The following is a 16,016-nucleotide window of genomic DNA, read 5'->3' on the forward strand; positions in this document are numbered from 1 at the left end:
GGCTTAGTTGACTAACATTGTTGCGGGGCGTGATTCAGTTGCAACGGGCGCCCTGGCGGCGCCCGTTGTTCGTCACGCTCAGTCGAGCAGGTCGAACAGGGTGCGGGCGATCACCTTGGTGGCGCGGCGCAGGTCTTCCAGGTCGATGTGCTCGTCGGCGCGCTTGGCATTGCTCTCCGAGACCGTGCGCGGGCCGCAGCCGTACAGCACGGCCGGAATCCCGTGTTCGCCGAACAGGCGCGCATCGGTGTACAGGGGCGTACCCGCCGCCTCGATCGGCTCGTCGAACACGGCGCTGGCGTGGCGCGACAGGGCGTCGACCATCGGTGCGTTGCCGGGCAGGGGCTGCAGTGCATTGGCCAGCAGCAGGCGCCGGATGTCGATCGTGATGCCCGGGCAGTCCGCCACGGCGTCCGCAATCAACTGGCGCAGCGCCGCCTCGACCTCGGCCGGGTTCTCCTCGGGGATCATGCGGCGGTCGAGCTTGAGCACGACCTTGCCCGGTACCACGTTGGTGTTGGTGCCGCCCTGGATCAAGCCGACGTTCAGGTAGGGGTGGTTGATGCCCTTGACCTGGCTGCGGGTCTGCTTGTACAGCGTGTTCTGGCGGTACAGCGCCGTCAGGATCAGGTTCGCCGCCTGCAAGGCGTCGACGCCGGTCTCCGGCACGGCCGCATGGCCCATCTTGCCGTTGACGGTCACTTCCATCTGCAGGCAGCCGTTGTGGGCGGTGATCACCTGGTAGCTGAAGCCGGCCGCGATCAGGAGGTCGGGCTTGACCAGGCCCTGTCCGAGCAGCCAGCCGGGACCGAGCTCGCCGCCGAACTCCTCGTCGTAGGTGAAATACAGTTCGACGCCGCCCTTCAGCGGGGAGGGACGCGACCCCGCCAGCGCTTCCAGGGCGCGGGTGGCAAACGTGAATGTCGCGAAGTCGCATTTGCTGACGGCGGCGGCGCGGCCATACAGCTTGCCATCGTGGATCTCGCCGCCGTAGGGCGGATGGGTCCAGCCTTCGCCGGGCGGAACCACGTCGCCGTGGGCGTTGAGGGCGACGGTGCGGCCGGCGCCGTAGCTGCGGCGCACGACCAGGTTGGTGATGCTCTGCAGGCCGGCATCCTCGACCACGCCGGCCGGTACGGCATGCTGCTCGGCTTCGAAGCCGAAATCCTGCAGCAGTTGCGCGGTGCGCTCGGCGTGCGGCGCGTTGTTGCCCGGCGGGGTGTCTGTCGGGACGCGCACCAGCTCCTGCAGGAAGCGCACCTCCTCGTCGAAATGGGCGTCAACCCAGGCGTCCAGGCGATCGTAAGGCGAAGTAGGGTTCATGTCGGATCCGTGGCAAGGTGGTCAAGGAAGGTCTGGAAGGCGCGCACGCACAGGTCGGTGTCGTCGTTGGTGATCGCCTCCAGCGGATTGTGGCTGATGCCGCCATTCAGGCCGCGCAGGAACAGCATGGCCTGCGGCATCAGCTGGTGCAGTTTCATGGCGTCGTGTCCGGCGCCGCTGGGCAGCCGGAAGACCGGCAGGCCGAGCGCCTCGACGACGGCTTCCCAGCGCCGGCGCCAGGCCGGATCGCAGGGCGCCGCGGCCGCGCGCATCGTTTCTTCGAGCGTGTACTGCAGGCCGCGCCGCGCGCAGAGTGCGCGCAGCTCGGCCTGGATATCCTGGGCACAGGCGTCGCGCACGGCGTCCGTGGTGGCGCGCACGTCCAGGCTGAAGCGGCAGCGTCCGGGCACCACGTTGATCGAACCGGCCGGCACCTCCAGCATGCCGACCGTGGCCACCAGGTCCGGCTCGGCCGCGGCGCGCTCCTCGGCATACAGCAGCAGCTCGGCGGCGCCGGCGGCGGCGTCGCGCCGCATCCTCATCGGCGTGGTGCCGGCGTGGCTGGCCATGCCGACGATCTCGCCCATGAAACGCACGCTGCCGTTGATGGAAGTGACCACGCCCAGCGGCAGGTCGGCCTCGTTCAGGACCGGTCCCTGTTCGATGTGCGCCTCGACGAAGCCCAGGTAGCGCGCCGGGTCGCGCCGCAAGGCCGCGATGTCGTCCACGCGCAGGCCGGCCCCTTCGATCGCCGAGCGCATCGTGATGCCGTCGGCATCCTGCTGCTCGAGCCAGTTCATGTCGAAGTCGCCGGTCAGCGCGCCCGAACCGAGGAACACCGCCTTGTAGCGCTGGCCTTCCTCTTCGGCGAAGCCCACCACCTCGATGCCGTAGGGCAGGCGCCGTCCCTGGCGGCGCAGCTCGCGCACGCAGGCCATCGGTACCAGGATGCCCAGGCGTCCGTCGTATTTGCCGCCGTTGCGCACGGTGTCGTAGTGGGAGCCGGTCAGCAGGCGCAGGGCCTGCGGGTCGGTCCCGTGGTAGACGCCGACGACATTGCCGACGGCGTCGATGTGCACCTCGTCGAAGCCGCACTCGTCGCTCATCCAGCGCGCCAGCTGGGCCGCGCAGGCGCGGTGGGCGTCGGTGAGGTAGGTGACGCACAGTTCGCCGCGTTCGGCGTAGCCGGGGTCGCTGTGCACGGCCAGGCGCTCGGCCCAGTCCCAGACCAGGTTGCCGAGCACGGGGTCGACGCCGAACTTGTCGTTCAGGCGGATCTCGGCGATGCGGTGGATGTTGCGCAGGGCTTCGGCAAATTCGACATCGGCTCCGTTGGACAGGCGGCGCGCGAACGTCGCGATGATCTCGCGCTTGGCCAGCCCGGTGCCGCGCGGACCGCGCACGGCCAGGATGAAGGGAAAGCCGAACTTGGTGTTGTAATCGGCGTTCAGGCGCTGGATCGTGGCGAATTCGTCCGGGGTGCAGTCGGTGAGTCCCGCCTTGTTCTGTTCGTTGGTCGATTCCGCCGTGAGCGACTTCGACACCATGGCCTTGCCGGCCAGCTCGGGGTGTGCGCGGATCAGGCCCAGCTTCGCTTCGTCCGGCGCCGCGCGCAGGACCGCGATCAGGGCGTGCTTGAGCTGGGCCAGGCTGGTAAAGGGCCGGGCTTGCCAGGCGCCGGCTGCGATCCAGGGCGAGTGTTCGTACACGCCGTCGAGCAGGGCGGTAAATTGCGCCTGGTCGGCGGCGTTCAGGTCGTCAAGGGTCAGCATGGTCACTCCCACAGAAAAGCGGTGCTTGGGTCGAAGGGGTAAAGGCGCTTCCAGTGGCGCGCGATGTCGATGCGGCGCGCGACCCACACCCGGTCGTGCTGTTCGATATAGTCGAGGAAGCGCTGCAGCGCGCGGAAGCGCCCGGGCCGGCCGAGCAGCCGGCAGTGCAGGCCGATGCTCATGATCGATGGCCGGTCGGCGCCTTCCTCGTAATGCACGTCGAAGGCGTCGCGCAGGTAGGAGAGGAAAGGGTCGCCGTGCGAGAAGCCCTGGGGCAGGGCGAAGCGCATGTCGTTACAGTCGAGGGTATAGGGCACCACCAGCTGCGGCGCTTCGGTGCCGTCGGTCTTGCGCACGCGCAGCCAGAACGGCAGATCGTCGCCGTAGTAGTCGCTGTCGTACTCGAAGCCGCCGTAGTCGGCGACCAGGCGCCGCGTGTTCGGGCTGTCGCGCCCGGTATACCAGCCGAGCGGGCGCTCGCCGGTCAGGCGCTCGATCGCCGCCATGCCGCGCGCCATGTGCTCGCGTTCGGTCGCCTCGTCCACGTTCTGGTAACTGATCCAGCGCCAGCCGTGGCAGGCGATCTCGTGGCCCCCTTCCTTGAACGCGGCGGTGACGTCCGGGCAGCGTTCGAGCGCCATGCCGACCCCGAACACGGTCAACGGCAGGCCGCGCCGCTCGAACTCGCGCAGCAGGCGCCAGACGCCGACCCGCGAGCCGTATTCATAGATGCCCTCCATGCTCAGGTGCCGGGCAGGGAAGGCGGCCGGGTTGAACATCTCGGAGAGGAACTGCTCGCTGCCGGCGTCGCCGTGCAGCACGCTGTTCTCGCCGCCTTCCTCGAAATTGAGCACGAACTGCACGGCGACGCGCGCCTGCCCGGGCCAGTCCGCGTGCGGCGGACGGCGGCCATAGCCTTGCAGGTCGCGTGGATAGGATAGGGTCATGGGGCGCCTTTAGTCAGATGAAGGATTCAGTGATCGAGGACGTTGGCCAGGTCGACGCGCTGCGGGTCGAGGTCGAGGTTGTGCTGGACGTTGGCCAAGTGCCTGCCGATCAGGCGCACCGCGGCGCGCGTGTCGCGCCGCTCGAAGGCGTCGACGATGGCCACGTGCTCGTCGTGCGACTCTTCGGCCGACTGGGTCGACTGGCGCATCAGGGCGACCAGGGACGAGCGCGTCATCAGTTCGCCCAGCATCTGCACCAGCACCTGGTTGCCGAGCATCTGGGCGAGGACGATGTGGAAGTCGCCCAGCAGGCGGGTGCGGCCCGGGACCGCGGCATTGTTGACGGCGGCGCGTTCGAGTTCCAGGTGCGCGCGCAGCTCGCGAATCTGCGCGTCGGTGATCACGGCGCACAGCTGCTTCGTCACGGCCGTCTCGAGGATGCTGCGTACTTCAAAGACGTCGCGTGCTTCCTCGGCCGTGGGGGTGGCGACGAAGGCGCCGCGCGCCGGTTCGAGCATCACCAGCCGGTCGCGGCTGAGCTGGTTGAAGGCCTGCCGCACCACGGTGCGCGAGACCTTGAAGATATCGCCGATCTTCTGTTCCGACAGTTTGGTGCCGGGCATCAGGCGGCGCTCGGCAATGGCGTTGGTGATCGAATCGACGATGCGCTGGGTGGCGCTGGCGGCGGGCGCGTCGGCAGGTGGCGGAACGATCTTGAGCGGCGTGCGCGTGCGGGTCATAAGATCGGCAAAGGAATGCGGGAAAAAGAATAAACGGTTGACATCGTGTTTGAAGTGTATACACTTTTTTTGGAATTGAAAACACAAAGTGTATGCAATCCTGTATGCACTCTTCTCAACGAAAGGAGAATCGATGGGACACCTCAGCACCCACGTGCTCGACCTGATGCACGGCTGCCCGGCCGCCGGCATGCGCGTCACCCTGCAGGCGCTCGACGCCGGCGGCGCCAGGACGATCAGGACGCTCGTGTTGAATGCGGACGGCCGTACCGACGGCGGACCGCTGCTCGATGCGGGCGGCATGGCAGTCGGCCGCTACCGCCTGCTGTTCTCGGTGGCACAGTACTTCCGCGAGCGCGGCGTGGCGCTGCCCGAGCCGGCCTTCATCGATGAAGTGCCGATCGAGTTCGGGATCGCCGACGCCGCCGGGCACTACCACGTCCCGCTGCTGGTCAGCCCCTGGACCTACTCGACCTACCGCGGATCCTGAGCGGGACCGGATTCGTTAAAAAATCCATATGCAAAAATAAAAAGATCGTATACAGTTATTTTTGCATCGCCGCGGAGCGCACCGGGGTTTGCAGGCCAGTCCTGCCACCGGTGGTTTGCGATGTTCGCCCTTCACAGAGCCCGCTGTGGTGATGGGACAGCACCGTCATGACGCGGTGCTCTCTCTTCGCTCGAGGCTTTATGGAATCCTATTTGCTCGATTGGGTCAACCTGTTGCTGCGCTGGACCCACGTCATCACCGCGATCGCCTGGATCGGCGCATCCTTCTACTTCGTCTTCCTCGACAACTCGCTGCACAAGCCGACCGCTCCCGACCTGGTAAAGAAAGGGGTGGACGGCGAGCTCTGGGCCGTGCACGGCGGCGGCTTCTACCACCCGCAGAAATACCTGGTCGCACCCAAGGCCATGCCCGAGAACCTGCACTGGTTTTATTGGGAAAGCTACGCCACCTGGCTGTCGGGCTTCGGCCTGTTTACGGTCCTGTACCTGTTCAACGCCGGCACCTTCATGGTCGACAAGACGGTGCACGACTGGTCGTCCGGCGCCGCCGTGAGCGCGGCGCTCGGCTTCCTGGTGGCGTTCTGGTTCGTCTACGACACCATCTGCCGGCTCTTCGGGCGCAAGAAGAACGGCGACCTGATCGTCGGCGCGGGCGTGTTCGTCTTCGTCGTGTTCGCCGCCTGGCTGGCCTGCCAGCTGTTCGCGGGCCGCGCCGCCTTCTTGCTGGTGGGCGCCATGCTCGCCACGGCGATGAGCGCGAATGTCTTCGTCTGGATCATTCCGGGGCAGCGCAAGGTCGTGGCCCAGCTCAAGGCCGGCCAGCCGGTCGATCCGGTCTACGGCTGGCGCGCCAAACAGCGCAGCGTCCACAACACCTATTTCACCTTGCCGGTCCTGCTGGCCATGCTCTCGAACCACTACGGCTGGCTGTATTCGGGCGAGCACAACTGGGTCGTGCTGGTGCTGCTGATGCTGGTCGGCGCCTTGATCCGCCATAGTTTCGTGGCGCGCCACAAGGCGCTGGTGCTGGGCAAGCGCGTGCCCTGGGAACATGCGGCGGGCGGCGTGCTGGCGCTGCTGGTCATGATGGTCTGGCTCAAGCCGGCGCCGGAACCCGAAGTTCCCGCGATGGCGGCCGCACCCCGGGCAGGCGGACAGGGCGCGATCCACACCGTGGCCGCGCCAGGCGGGGGCGGCGCGGCACCGATGGCGGCTGCAGGTGCAGCTGCGGCCGCGGCCGGCGCCGCCGCCCAGGATACGGGCTTCGCGCAGGTCAAGAGCGTGATCGACCAGCGCTGTGTCATGTGCCACTCGGCCCAGGTGCAGAGCAAGAACATTTCCTTCGAGGCGGCGGGAGCGATCGGCCGCCACGCGCAGCAGATCTACCAGCAGGCAGTGGTCATGAAACTCATGCCACTGAACAACGCGACACAGATGACCGCCGGAGAGCGGGACGTGATCAAGCGTTGGTACGAAGCGGGAGCACCGGCCCAGTAAGTGAGGTAGTAACTGAGGTGGTGACCGCAGGGGGAGCGCTCCCCGCTCCCCCTGCGGCCGGATGGCGCCCGACAAGCAGCATGCATTCTTTGGTTTCGGACATTCGTCAAAAATAATCAGGAGACAAGCATGAATCATCACAGCCGCCATCCGGTGGATGAGAAACTGCCCATCGGGCGCTTGACCGCACTTGGTCTGCAACACGTACTGGTGATGTATGCCGGTGCCATCGCCGTGCCGCTGATCGTGGGGCGGGCCCTCAAGCTGTCGCCCGAAGAGGTCACGATGCTGATCTCCGCCGACCTGTTCTGCTGCGGCCTGGTGACCCTGATCCAGTCCTTCGGGATGACATCCTGGTTCGGCATCAAGCTGCCGGTGATGATGGGCGTGACCTTCGCGGCCGTCGGGCCGATGGTGGCGATCGCGAACGCCGTCCCCGGGATCGAGGGCGCGCGCGCCATCTTCGGTGCCGGCATCGGCGCCGGCGTGCTGGCCTTGCTGCTGGCGCCCCTGATGAGCCGGATGCTGCGCTTCTTCCCCCCGGTCGTCACCGGCAGCATCATCCTCGTCATCGGCGTGACCCTGATGCGGGTCGGCGTCAGCTGGGCCATGGGCGGTCCGGACTCGGCCTCGCAAACCGTCGACGTGGCCAAGCTGGCCGCCATGGTCGAGGATGCAAAGGCGAGCGCGGCCATGGCCGCGTCGACCCTGCCTGCCGGCGCGGCGCCGCCCGTATTGAAACTGGCGGGCCCGGTCCCGATGAACCCGAACCCGGCCTACGGCGCGCTCGACAACATGGCGATCGCCGGATTCGTGCTGCTGGTCGTGCTGGGCCTGGTGAAATACGTGCGTGGTTTTCTCTCGAATATCTCGGTCCTGGTCGGCATCCTGGCCGGCTGCACGATTGCCTTCGCGGCCGGCAAGATGAACTTCGCCAAGCTGGGCAAGGCTGCCTGGTTCGACGTCGTCACCCCCTTCGCCTTCGGCATGCCGACCTTCGATATCGTCATGATCCTGACCCTCACGGTCGTCATGGTCGTGGTCATGATCGAGTCCGCAGGCATGTTCCTGGCGCTGTCGGACATGACGGGCAAGAACATCGACCAGAAGCAGCTGGCGGCGGGCCTGCGTACCGACGGGCTGGGAACCCTGCTCGGCGGCATCCTGAATACCTTTCCGCACACGAGCTTTTCGCAGAACGTCGGCCTGGTGGCGGTCACGGGCGTGAAGAGCCGCTGGGTCTGCGTTGCGGGCGGCATCATCATGATGGTGCTCGGCATGTTGCCGAAGATGGCGGCACTGGTCGAGGCGATTCCCCAGTTCGTACTGGGCGGCGCCGGGCTGGTCATGTTCGGCATGGTCGCGGCGGCCGGTATCCGCATCCTGACCCGGGTCGATTTCAAGGCCAACCGCTTCAATCTCTACATCGTCGCCATGTCGATCGGCTTCGGCCTGATTCCGCTGGTGGCGCCGCACTGGGCCGCGCAGATGGCGCACAGCCTGCATCCGCTGCTCGAATCCGGCATCCTGCTGACGGCCGTGGCCGCGGTGGCCCTGAACCTGTTCTTCAACGGCGCCCGCGACATCCCGGCCGAGAGCCACGACGAAGCCTGCGCCGTCGAGCATCCGATGGTCCAGGGCGGTGCCGCATGAAGCGCGCCATTGTCACGATGGCGCTCGCCGCCGGCTTCGCATCGACAAGCCAGGCTGCGGACTGGAGCAATACCTCGCTGGCCTACCGCACCGGCAGCCGCTTCGCCGAGCCTTTCAATCAGGAGGACATCCGCAAGGACATCCTCCAGTTGACCCATGCCAGCGGCTACACGTATGGCACCAACTTCGTCAATCTCGACGTCCTGCTGTCCGATAAAACCGATCCCTCGTCCAAGGGAGCGAGTTCGGGCGCCCAGGAGTTCTATGTCGTCTACCGCCATACGCTCGAGTGGGGCAAGATCACGGGCAAGGCGCTCGGGTTCGGCCCCGTGCGCGACGTCGGCCTGACCGCGGGCTTCGACCTGAACACCAAGAACGACGCCGGCTACAACTCGAAGAAGCGCATGCTGGTCGCCGGGCCCACCTTCGCCTTCGATGTGCCGGGCCTGCTCAACGTCGGCATCTACGGCTTATGGGAAAGCAATGCCCCCTACAGCACGTTCACCCAGGTCAGCACGCCGCGCTACCGCTACGACACCCATCCCATGCTGGGCGCGGTATGGGCCTTCCCGCTGGGCTCGACCAGGCTGTCGTTCGAAGGCTATGCCAATTTCATCGGGGCCAAGGGGAAGAACGAGTTCGGCAGGGACACGGCGCCGGAGACCAATATCGACATGCAGCTGATGTATGACGTCGGCACCCTGGTCGACGCCAAGCCGAAGCGCTTCAGGGCAGGGCTCGCTTACCAGTACTGGCGCAACAAATTCGGCAACGACAGCCGCACGATTGCCGGTGCGACTGCGCGCACGCCGATGGTCAAGGCCCAGTACCAGTTCTAGTACGTCGGCGGCGCCGGCCAGGCTGGGGCCTGCGGCCGCCGATACCCGTCTCATGGCATTCAAACAATGCTATCCTGTGCGGCTCCAGACGTATCCCAGCCGTTAGCACCGATGATCACCGAACCAGATACCGAACAAAAATCCGGCCGTGCCTCCTACGCCGACGGCCCGCGCCTGCTGGCCGACATCGGCGCCACCCATGCCCGCTTCACGCTCGAGACGGCGCCAGGCGTGTTCCGCCAGACGGCGGTGCTGCGCTGCGACGACTACGACGGCATCGTGCCGCTGCTGAATGCCTATCTGGGCGAGCAGAAGGGCGAGCGCATCACGCACGCGGCCTTCGCCATGGCCAATCCGGTCAGCGGCGACCTGGTGCGCATGACCAACCGCGACTGGCAGTTCTCGACCGACGAGGTGCGGCGCACGATGGGCTGGTCGACCCTCGTCATCGTCAACGACTTCACGGCGCTGGCGATGGCGCTGCCGGGCCTGCAGGCGGGCGACGTGCTGCAGGTGGGCGGCGGCAAGGCCCAGCCGCATGCGGTGGCGGGCGTACTCGGCGCCGGTACCGGGCTCGGCGTGTCGGGCGTGATCCCGACCGCGGATGGCTTCGTCACCCTCGGCAGCGAAGGCGGCCACGTCGCCTTCGCGCCGAGCGACGAGCGCGAGTTCGCGATCCTGCAGACCGCCTGGCGCGAGTGGCCGCACGTCTCGAACGAGCGCATCCTGTCCGGTCCCGGCATGGAGCTGATCTACCGCGCGCTGGCCGAACGCAACGGCGTGCAGGCCCCGGTGCGCACCGCGGCCGAGATCGTCGCCTGCGCGCTCGACGAACGCGACGCGCTGTGCCTGGAAGTGCTGGAGTGCTTCGCCGGCATGCTGGGCGGCGCCGCGGCCAACCTGGCGCTGACGCTGGGCGCCTTCGGCGGCATTTTTATTGGCGGCGGCATCGTGCCGCGCATTGCGCAGTGGTTCGCCGGTTCTCCCTTCCGTGCGCGCTTCGAGGCGAAAGGGCGCTTCACCGAATACCTGGCCGAGATCCCGACCTATGTGATCATGACGCCGAATCCCGCCTTGCGTGGCGTGTCGACGATCCTGTCCGAACACCTGCGCGGGCGCAGCGGCGCGAATACCCTGATGGAGCGCGTGCAGCACCTGCAGCACGAACTCTCGCCGGCCGAGCAGCGCGTGGCAAGCCTGGTGCTCGAGCACCCGCGCAAAGTCCTGTCCGAGCCGATCGCCGAGATCGCGCGCCTGGCCGACGTCAGCCAGCCGACCGTGATTCGCTTCTGCCGCTCGCTCGGCTTCCAGGGCCTGGCCGAATTCAAGCTGAAATTCGCCGGCAGCCTGACCGGTTCCATCCCGGTGCGCCACAGCCAGGTGCGCATGAGCGACAGTACCCATGACCTGTCGGCCAAGGTGATCGACAACACGGTCTCCGCCATCCTGAAATTCCGTGACGCGCTGGACGTGCACGCGATCGACCGCGCCATCGCACTCCTGCGCAATGCCGGCAAGGTCGAGTTCTACGCGATGGGCAATGCGCGCGTCGTCGCACTCGACGGCCAGCACAAGTTCTTCCGCTTCCGCATCCCGACCACGGCCCACGGCGACGCCCACCTGTTCCAGCTCGCCGCCGAACTGCTGAAACCGAACGACGTCGTCATCGCCATCTCGACGGCGGGGCAAGCCCCGGAACTGCTGGCCGCCGTCGACGCCGCGCGCCGCGTTGGCGCCAGCGTGATCGCCATCACCAGCAGCAAATCGGCGCTGGCGAAGAAGGCGGACGTCTGCCTGGCGGTCGATCACGCCGAAGACAGCACGACCTTCCTGTCGATGATTTCGCGCATCCTGCAGCTGCTCCTGATCGACATCATGGCGGTCGGGATCTCGCTCGGGGCGCAGGCGGAGCAGGATGGGGATATCGAGGCCAGGAAGCTGCTGATTTCGCACCTGGACGTGTAAGCGCCGCCTTTCCCGTATCAACCGGCCGGCCCCGCCGCCACGCGGCGCGCTTCGGCGCATTCGGCCGCGAGGAAATCGAGCAGCGTGCGGATCGAGGGCAGCAGGCCGCGCCGCGACGGAAACACGGCGTGGACGATGCCGGGCGCGGGGCGCCAGTCGGGTAACACGTGGACAAGCTGCCCGGCTTCGATCTGGCGCCACACCATCATCGTCGGCAGCGCGGCGATCCCCACGCCCGCGATCGCGGCCTCGCGCAGGGCCGCCATGTCGTCGCTGACCAGGCGCGGCGCATGCGACAGGTGCGCGCTCTGGCCGTCGGCGTGCTGCAGCTCCCAGTGGTAGTCGCGCCGTGCCGGCCCGAGCGTCACGCTGGGCGCGCCGTGCAGGTCGGCGGGCGAGGCGATCGCGCGCTGCGCCAGGAAGGCCGGGCTGGCGACCAGGCATTGCGTGCTGGTGTCGAGCCTGCGCATCACCAGCTCGCTCGGCTCGAGGGGCGGGAAGCGCACGCGGATGGCGATGTCGATGCCTTCGCCGATCACGTCGACGCGCCGGTTGGTGCTTTCCAGGTGCAGGGTCACGGCAGGGTAGGCGGTCAGGAAGCGCGCGAACAGTTCGCCGAACTGGAAGTTGATCAGCGCGACCGGGCAGCTCACGCGGATGACGCCGCGCGGCTCGGCCTGCACCTGCGCGATAACCTGGTCGGCGGCCTCGGCCTCCACCAGCATGGCGACGCAGCGCTCGTAATAGGCACGGCCGATCTCGGTCAGCGAAAAGCGCCGCGAGGAGCGGTTGAGCAGGCGTACGCCGACCCGTTCTTCCAATGCCATCACGCGCCGACTAAGCTTGGATTTCTGGACGCCCGTAACCCGCGCCGCCGCGGCAAAGCCGCCGTGCTCGACAACCTGGGCAAAGTAATAAAGATCGTTAAGGTCTTGCATCGTCCTATTATCAGGACGATGCGTCGGGAATTGCAATCTTTTAGTGGGATCGTCCTCGTAGTAATCTCAATGCATGGTCGTAGTTCGACGCGCTGTTCATTGGAGATCATGATGAGTAAGACAATTCTCGGACGTTTCGGCAACAACCGCAGCCATTGGGTAGGCGATGGCTTTCCGGTGCGTTCACTGTTCTCGTACAACAACCTGGGCCAGCACGTCAGCCCCTTCCTGCTGCTCGACTTCGCCGGCCCGCATTATTTCGAGCCGACGACGAAGCGCCGCGGCGTAGGCCAGCACCCGCACCGCGGCTTCGAGACGGTGACGATCGTGTACGACGGCCAGGTCGAGCACAAGGATTCGGCCGGCAACGGCGGCGTGATCGGACCCGGCGACGTCCAGTGGATGACGGCCGGCGCCGGCATCCTGCACGAGGAATACCATGCGCCGGCCTTCGCGAAAACCGGCGGGCCGTTCCAGATGGTCCAGCTCTGGGTCAACCTGCCGGCGAAGGACAAGATGACGCCCGGCGGCTACCAGGGCATCGTCTCGAGCGACATTCCCGTGGTCGAGCTGCCCGGCGGCGCCGGCAAGGCGCGCGTGATCGCCGGCGAACTGCTCGGTGCGCAGGGACCGGCACGCACCTTCACGCCCATCAACATGTGGGACCTGCGCCTGGCCAGGGACGCCGACCTGGTGCTGCCGGTGCCCGAGGGGCACACGACCATGCTGGTGGTCCTGGGCGGCCACGTGACCGTCAACGGCAGCGAGCAGGCGGGTGCGGCGGAAGTGGTGCTGCTCAGCCGCGAGGGCGGCGAACTGGCCCTGCGCGCCGATGGCGACGCGACCGTGCTGGTCCTGAGCGGCGAGCCGATCGACGAGCCGATCGTGGGCCATGGTCCCTTCGTCATGAACACCGAGGACGAGATCCGCCAGGCCTTCGACGACTTCAGCAAGGGCCGCTTCGGCAAAGCGGCGTAAGGAGTGGCCCGGCCATCCCGGCCGGGCTGTTTAGACGCAAGGATCAATGAAAGGACATCATCATGGCAAGCGAAACCATCCGTGACCCGAAGGCCGACCAGCTCCTGACGCCGCAGAACGCGGCCTTCGTCATCATCGACTACCAGCCGGTGCAGGTGAACTCGATCGCATCGATGGACCGGCAGCTCATGCTGAACAACATCGTGGGCTGCGCCAAGGCGGCGATCGCCTACAAGCTGCCGATCGTGCACTCCACCGTGAAGTACGACCGCAGCGAGTAAGGCAAACGGCTGCCTTCATCTCGCATCGCGCGCGGCGGCCTCCAGCCCGGCAGGCTTGTCGCGCTCCTGCTCTTGTCCGATCTCCTTGCTGAGGAAGTAATTCAGGGCGGTCCGGATGACGGCGATCGCCGCCAGCTTGCCGATCCGGTCCCAGGTCGGCGCCACCGAGGTCGAGAGGATGTCGGCGGCCAGCTGCAGCTCCAGGGCCAGCGTCAGGTAGCGCGCGAAGGCCAGGCGGATCGGCACGAAGCTGCTGCCGCGGCCATTCGCGAAATGGCGTACCAGCCCCACCACGACGACCACGATGCCGATCGCGATCACCAGCGCGCCCAGCGTCTCGACCAGCAGGCGCAGCCACTCGACGCCGGCCTGCACCTGGCGTTCGATGGTTTCAAACATATCTGCCTCGCGTGCGCATCTCCGGATTCGTACGGAATTACTCGACTGCTCAGCATAGCAAGCTTGCAGGAGGAATGGCGCACATGGGTTTCTTGCCGGTCAGCCGCTACGCTGGCACCAGGCCATGCTAGAGTGGTAACATGGACGGTTTTACAATGACAATATCCAGCTGCGCTCCCGCTGCGATGCCATCCCCGTAGCCAGAGACCGATGAAGACACGCAGTTACCTCCTCCTGATGCTGGTCGCGATCATCGTGCCGGTCGCCTGCCTGTCGATGCTCGGGCTGTCGATGCTGCTGCGCTTCGAGCAGGAGTCGCGTTTCCGCAGCATCGAGGAAGTCGCGAAGTCGACTTCGCTCCTGATCGACGGCGAAATCGCGGCCGCCGAAGCCTCCCTGCGCACGATCGCCTATTCGCACGACCTGCAGACCGACCAGTTCGAGCGCCTGCACACGCTGCTGTCGGCGACCACCACCTCGCCCCTGACCTGGACCCTGGTTGCCGACTACGACGGCAATGGCGTGATCAACACGCTGGTCCCCTACGGTACACCCTTGACCCGGCGCTCGGGCGACTGGGCCGCGCGCATCTACGATCAGCAAAAGACGAAGGTGGGCGGCTATTTCATCGGCACGCGTTCGAAGCGTGGTGTCGTCTCCGTCAACGTTCCCGCTCCCACGGCGGCCGGCAAACGCTACGTCGTCGCCCAGATCTTCGATCCGCATTATTTCAACAAGGTCTTCAGCAGGAACACCTTGCAGGACAGCTGGATCGTCGGCGTGTTCGATGCGGACGGAATCTCGATCGCGCGCAATCGCCAGCCGGAGAAGATGGTCGGCGGGAAGGTGCGCCCCGAACTGTTCGAGGCTTCGCGCCGCGAGCGCGAGGGAATCGTGCGCCACCTGACGCGCGACGGGGTCGAGGTCTACGATACCTTCGTGCGCTCGGAATTGACCGGCTGGACCGTGGCCGTCGGTGTGCCGGTCGCGGAAATCGAAGCGGCCGCGCGAGTCACGACCTGGCTTGCCGCCACCTCCCTGCTGGTCGTGCTGGGCGGCGCGGTCGGCATCGCCGTATTCTTCGGCCATCGCATCGACAAGTCGCTCCGGAATGCCACCCTGGCGGCCCATGCGCTGGCGCTCGGCCGCGTGACCCCGGCGACGCGCTCGCAGCTGAACGAAGTCAACGTGCTGCTGGAAGAACTCCAGCGCAGCAGCCAGTCCCTGGCCCAGGAAAGCGCGGCCCGCCAGGGCCTCGAGCGCGAACGCGAACGCCTGCTGGAGAGCGAGCGCGCGGCCAGGAAACAGGCCGAGGCCCAGAGCGAGGCCAAGGACCATTTCATCTCGATGCTGAGCCACGAACTGCGTAACCCCCTGGCCGCCATCAGCGCGGCGCTCTCGGTGATCCGCCTGCCATCGATGCCGGCGGCGAAAATCGACAAGGCCTGGGAGATCGCGACGCGCCAGCTGCGTCACCTGACCCGGATGGTGGAAGACCTGCTCGACGTGCGCCGGGTCCTGTCCGGCAAGGTCGTGCTCGAGAAGACGCGCGTGAACGTCGGTGCCGTCGTGCGCTTCTGCTGCGACTCCAGGATCATGGCAACCGCCGCCACGTCCTCCTCGCACGAGTGGGACATCCAGACCGAGGACGCCTGGGTCGTGGGCGACAAGACGCGTCTCGAGCAGGTGCTCGACAACCTGCTGGTAAACGCCATCAAGTATTCGCCGGAGGGCAGCAGGATCAGCGTGCGCAACACCACGCTGGACGGCATGGCGGTGATCGAGGTGCTCGACCACGGCGTCGGCATGGAGGCGGAGGTGCTGCCGACCATCTTCGATTCGCTGGTGCAGGGCCCGACCACGATCGACCGCTCGCTCGGCGGACTGGGGCTGGGCCTGTCGATCGCGAAGGGGCTGGTCGAGCTGCATGGCGGGACCATCGCGGCGCACAGCGAGGGGGTAGGCAAGGGCAGTCGCTTTGTCGTGCGCCTGCCGCTGGCCGATGCGTCCCAGGTAGCGGCGGAGCCCGGTATGCCGGCAGCAGACCCGCTGCCCGACTGAGCTCGCGGCCATTTGCGGCATCGGTTAGTCACACCACATAAGATGCAGATTGCATAACTTACAATCGGCGGCATGGAGCCTGTCGACGGCAGCGCTATTTGCTCTCTCATGTA

13 protein-coding genes and 1 pseudogene are annotated in these 16,016 nt (G+C 66.6%); 8 read left to right on the top strand and 6 right to left on the bottom strand.

Features of this window, described 5'->3' with window-relative positions:
- Positions 1-78: 78 nt before the first annotated feature.
- Genes C2862_RS04505 through C2862_RS04520 form a run of 4 tightly spaced genes read right to left on the bottom strand, consistent with a single transcriptional unit; the run spans position 79 to position 4,782 of the window.
- Positions 79-1,323: a M20/M25/M40 family metallo-hydrolase gene (locus C2862_RS04505; protein WP_136218916.1), complete on the bottom strand. Its 1,245-nt coding sequence runs from the start codon at positions 1,321-1,323 to the stop codon at positions 79-81.
- Positions 1,320-3,095: a 2-oxo-4-hydroxy-4-carboxy-5-ureidoimidazoline decarboxylase gene (uraD, locus tag C2862_RS04510; RefSeq protein ID WP_136218917.1), complete on the bottom strand. Its 1,776-nt coding sequence runs from the start codon at positions 3,093-3,095 to the stop codon at positions 1,320-1,322. Before uraD ends, C2862_RS04505 begins: the two co-directional genes overlap by 4 nt.
- Before the next feature lie 2 nt (positions 3,096-3,097).
- Positions 3,098-4,042, bottom strand: coding sequence for an allantoinase PuuE (puuE, locus tag C2862_RS04515; protein ID WP_136218918.1), 945 nt, complete (start codon positions 4,040-4,042; stop codon positions 3,098-3,100).
- Positions 4,043-4,068: 26 nt separating this feature from the next.
- Positions 4,069-4,782: a GntR family transcriptional regulator gene (locus tag C2862_RS04520; protein WP_136218919.1), complete on the bottom strand. Its 714-nt coding sequence runs from the start codon at positions 4,780-4,782 to the stop codon at positions 4,069-4,071.
- Positions 4,783-4,915: 133 nt separating this feature from the next.
- Here C2862_RS04520 and uraH point away from each other — a divergent pair, with 133 nt between their 5' ends.
- The 5 genes from uraH (at position 4,916) to glk (ending at position 11,246) form a co-directional block, all read left to right on the top strand.
- Positions 4,916-5,272, top strand: coding sequence for a hydroxyisourate hydrolase (gene uraH, locus C2862_RS04525; RefSeq protein ID WP_136218920.1), 357 nt, complete (start codon positions 4,916-4,918; stop codon positions 5,270-5,272).
- 200 nt (positions 5,273-5,472) lie between these two features.
- Positions 5,473-6,789 (top strand): urate hydroxylase PuuD, encoded by a 1,317-nt coding sequence (locus C2862_RS04530; protein ID WP_136218921.1) that lies wholly within the window; start codon positions 5,473-5,475, stop codon positions 6,787-6,789.
- A gap of 129 nt (positions 6,790-6,918) precedes the next feature.
- On the top strand, positions 6,919-8,442 hold the full coding sequence (locus tag C2862_RS04535) for a nucleobase:cation symporter-2 family protein (protein WP_136218922.1): 1,524 nt from the start codon (positions 6,919-6,921) through the stop codon (positions 8,440-8,442).
- Entirely contained in the window at positions 8,439-9,281 is an 843-nt protein-coding gene (locus tag C2862_RS04540) for an outer envelope protein (protein WP_136218923.1), read from the top strand. The genes C2862_RS04535 and C2862_RS04540 overlap by 4 nt, the downstream gene beginning before the upstream one ends.
- A 111-nt stretch (positions 9,282-9,392) precedes the next feature.
- The gene (gene glk, locus C2862_RS04545) at positions 9,393-11,246 is read left to right on the top strand and encodes a glucokinase (protein WP_136218924.1); all 1,854 of its coding nucleotides are present in this window, start codon (positions 9,393-9,395) and stop codon (positions 11,244-11,246) included.
- Positions 11,247-11,263: 17 nt separating this feature from the next.
- Here the strand turns inward: glk and C2862_RS04550 are convergent, their stop codons facing one another.
- Positions 11,264-12,184: a LysR substrate-binding domain-containing protein gene (locus C2862_RS04550; protein ID WP_136218925.1), complete on the bottom strand. Its 921-nt coding sequence runs from the start codon at positions 12,182-12,184 to the stop codon at positions 11,264-11,266.
- Between the two features lie 111 nt (positions 12,185-12,295).
- Here C2862_RS04550 and C2862_RS04555 point away from each other — a divergent pair, with 111 nt between their 5' ends.
- Positions 12,296-13,162, top strand: coding sequence for a pirin family protein (locus C2862_RS04555; protein WP_136218926.1), 867 nt, complete (start codon positions 12,296-12,298; stop codon positions 13,160-13,162).
- Positions 13,163-13,224: 62 nt separating this feature from the next.
- Positions 13,225-13,422: pseudogene (locus tag C2862_RS04560) on the top strand (hydrolase); the annotation flags it as partial.
- A 36-nt stretch (positions 13,423-13,458) separates the two neighbouring features.
- Here C2862_RS04560 and C2862_RS04565 read toward each other — a convergent pair.
- Positions 13,459-13,842 carry a DUF1622 domain-containing protein gene (locus C2862_RS04565; RefSeq protein ID WP_136218927.1) on the bottom strand — a complete coding sequence of 128 codons (384 nt, stop codon included), beginning with the start codon at positions 13,840-13,842 and terminating at the stop codon, positions 13,459-13,461.
- A 210-nt stretch (positions 13,843-14,052) separates the two neighbouring features.
- Between C2862_RS04565 and C2862_RS04570 the strand changes: the two genes are divergently transcribed.
- Positions 14,053-15,903: a sensor histidine kinase gene (locus C2862_RS04570; RefSeq protein ID WP_136218928.1), complete on the top strand. Its 1,851-nt coding sequence runs from the start codon at positions 14,053-14,055 to the stop codon at positions 15,901-15,903.
- The last annotated feature ends 113 nt before the right edge of the window (positions 15,904-16,016 follow it).

Source organism: Massilia sp. Mn16-1_5, from assembly GCF_004798585.1.
Taxonomy (GTDB): domain Bacteria; phylum Pseudomonadota; class Gammaproteobacteria; order Burkholderiales; family Burkholderiaceae_D; genus Telluria.

What these genes read in the sequence shown, in the direction of transcription:
- uraH (WP_136218920.1), top strand. Translation starts at nt 4,916, where the DNA reads ATGGGACACCTCAGCACCCACGTGCTCGACCTGATGCACGGCTGCCCG.
- C2862_RS04555 (WP_136218926.1), top strand. Translation starts at nt 12,296, where the DNA reads ATGAGTAAGACAATTCTCGGACGTTTCGGCAACAACCGCAGCCATTGG.
- glk (WP_136218924.1), top strand. Translation starts at nt 9,393, where the DNA reads ATGATCACCGAACCAGATACCGAACAAAAATCCGGCCGTGCCTCCTAC.
- C2862_RS04520 (WP_136218919.1), bottom strand. Translation starts at nt 4,782, where the DNA reads ATGACCCGCACGCGCACGCCGCTCAAGATCGTTCCGCCACCTGCCGAC.
- puuE (WP_136218918.1), bottom strand. Translation starts at nt 4,042, where the DNA reads ATGACCCTATCCTATCCACGCGACCTGCAAGGCTATGGCCGCCGTCCG.
- uraD (WP_136218917.1), bottom strand. Translation starts at nt 3,095, where the DNA reads ATGCTGACCCTTGACGACCTGAACGCCGCCGACCAGGCGCAATTTACC.
- C2862_RS04530 (WP_136218921.1), top strand. Translation starts at nt 5,473, where the DNA reads ATGGAATCCTATTTGCTCGATTGGGTCAACCTGTTGCTGCGCTGGACC.
- C2862_RS04565 (WP_136218927.1), bottom strand. Translation starts at nt 13,842, where the DNA reads ATGTTTGAAACCATCGAACGCCAGGTGCAGGCCGGCGTCGAGTGGCTG.
- C2862_RS04550 (WP_136218925.1), bottom strand. Translation starts at nt 12,184, where the DNA reads ATGCAAGACCTTAACGATCTTTATTACTTTGCCCAGGTTGTCGAGCAC.
- C2862_RS04505 (WP_136218916.1), bottom strand. Translation starts at nt 1,323, where the DNA reads ATGAACCCTACTTCGCCTTACGATCGCCTGGACGCCTGGGTTGACGCC.
- C2862_RS04540 (WP_136218923.1), top strand. Translation starts at nt 8,439, where the DNA reads ATGAAGCGCGCCATTGTCACGATGGCGCTCGCCGCCGGCTTCGCATCG.
- C2862_RS04570 (WP_136218928.1), top strand. Translation starts at nt 14,053, where the DNA reads ATGAAGACACGCAGTTACCTCCTCCTGATGCTGGTCGCGATCATCGTG.
- C2862_RS04535 (WP_136218922.1), top strand. Translation starts at nt 6,919, where the DNA reads ATGAATCATCACAGCCGCCATCCGGTGGATGAGAAACTGCCCATCGGG.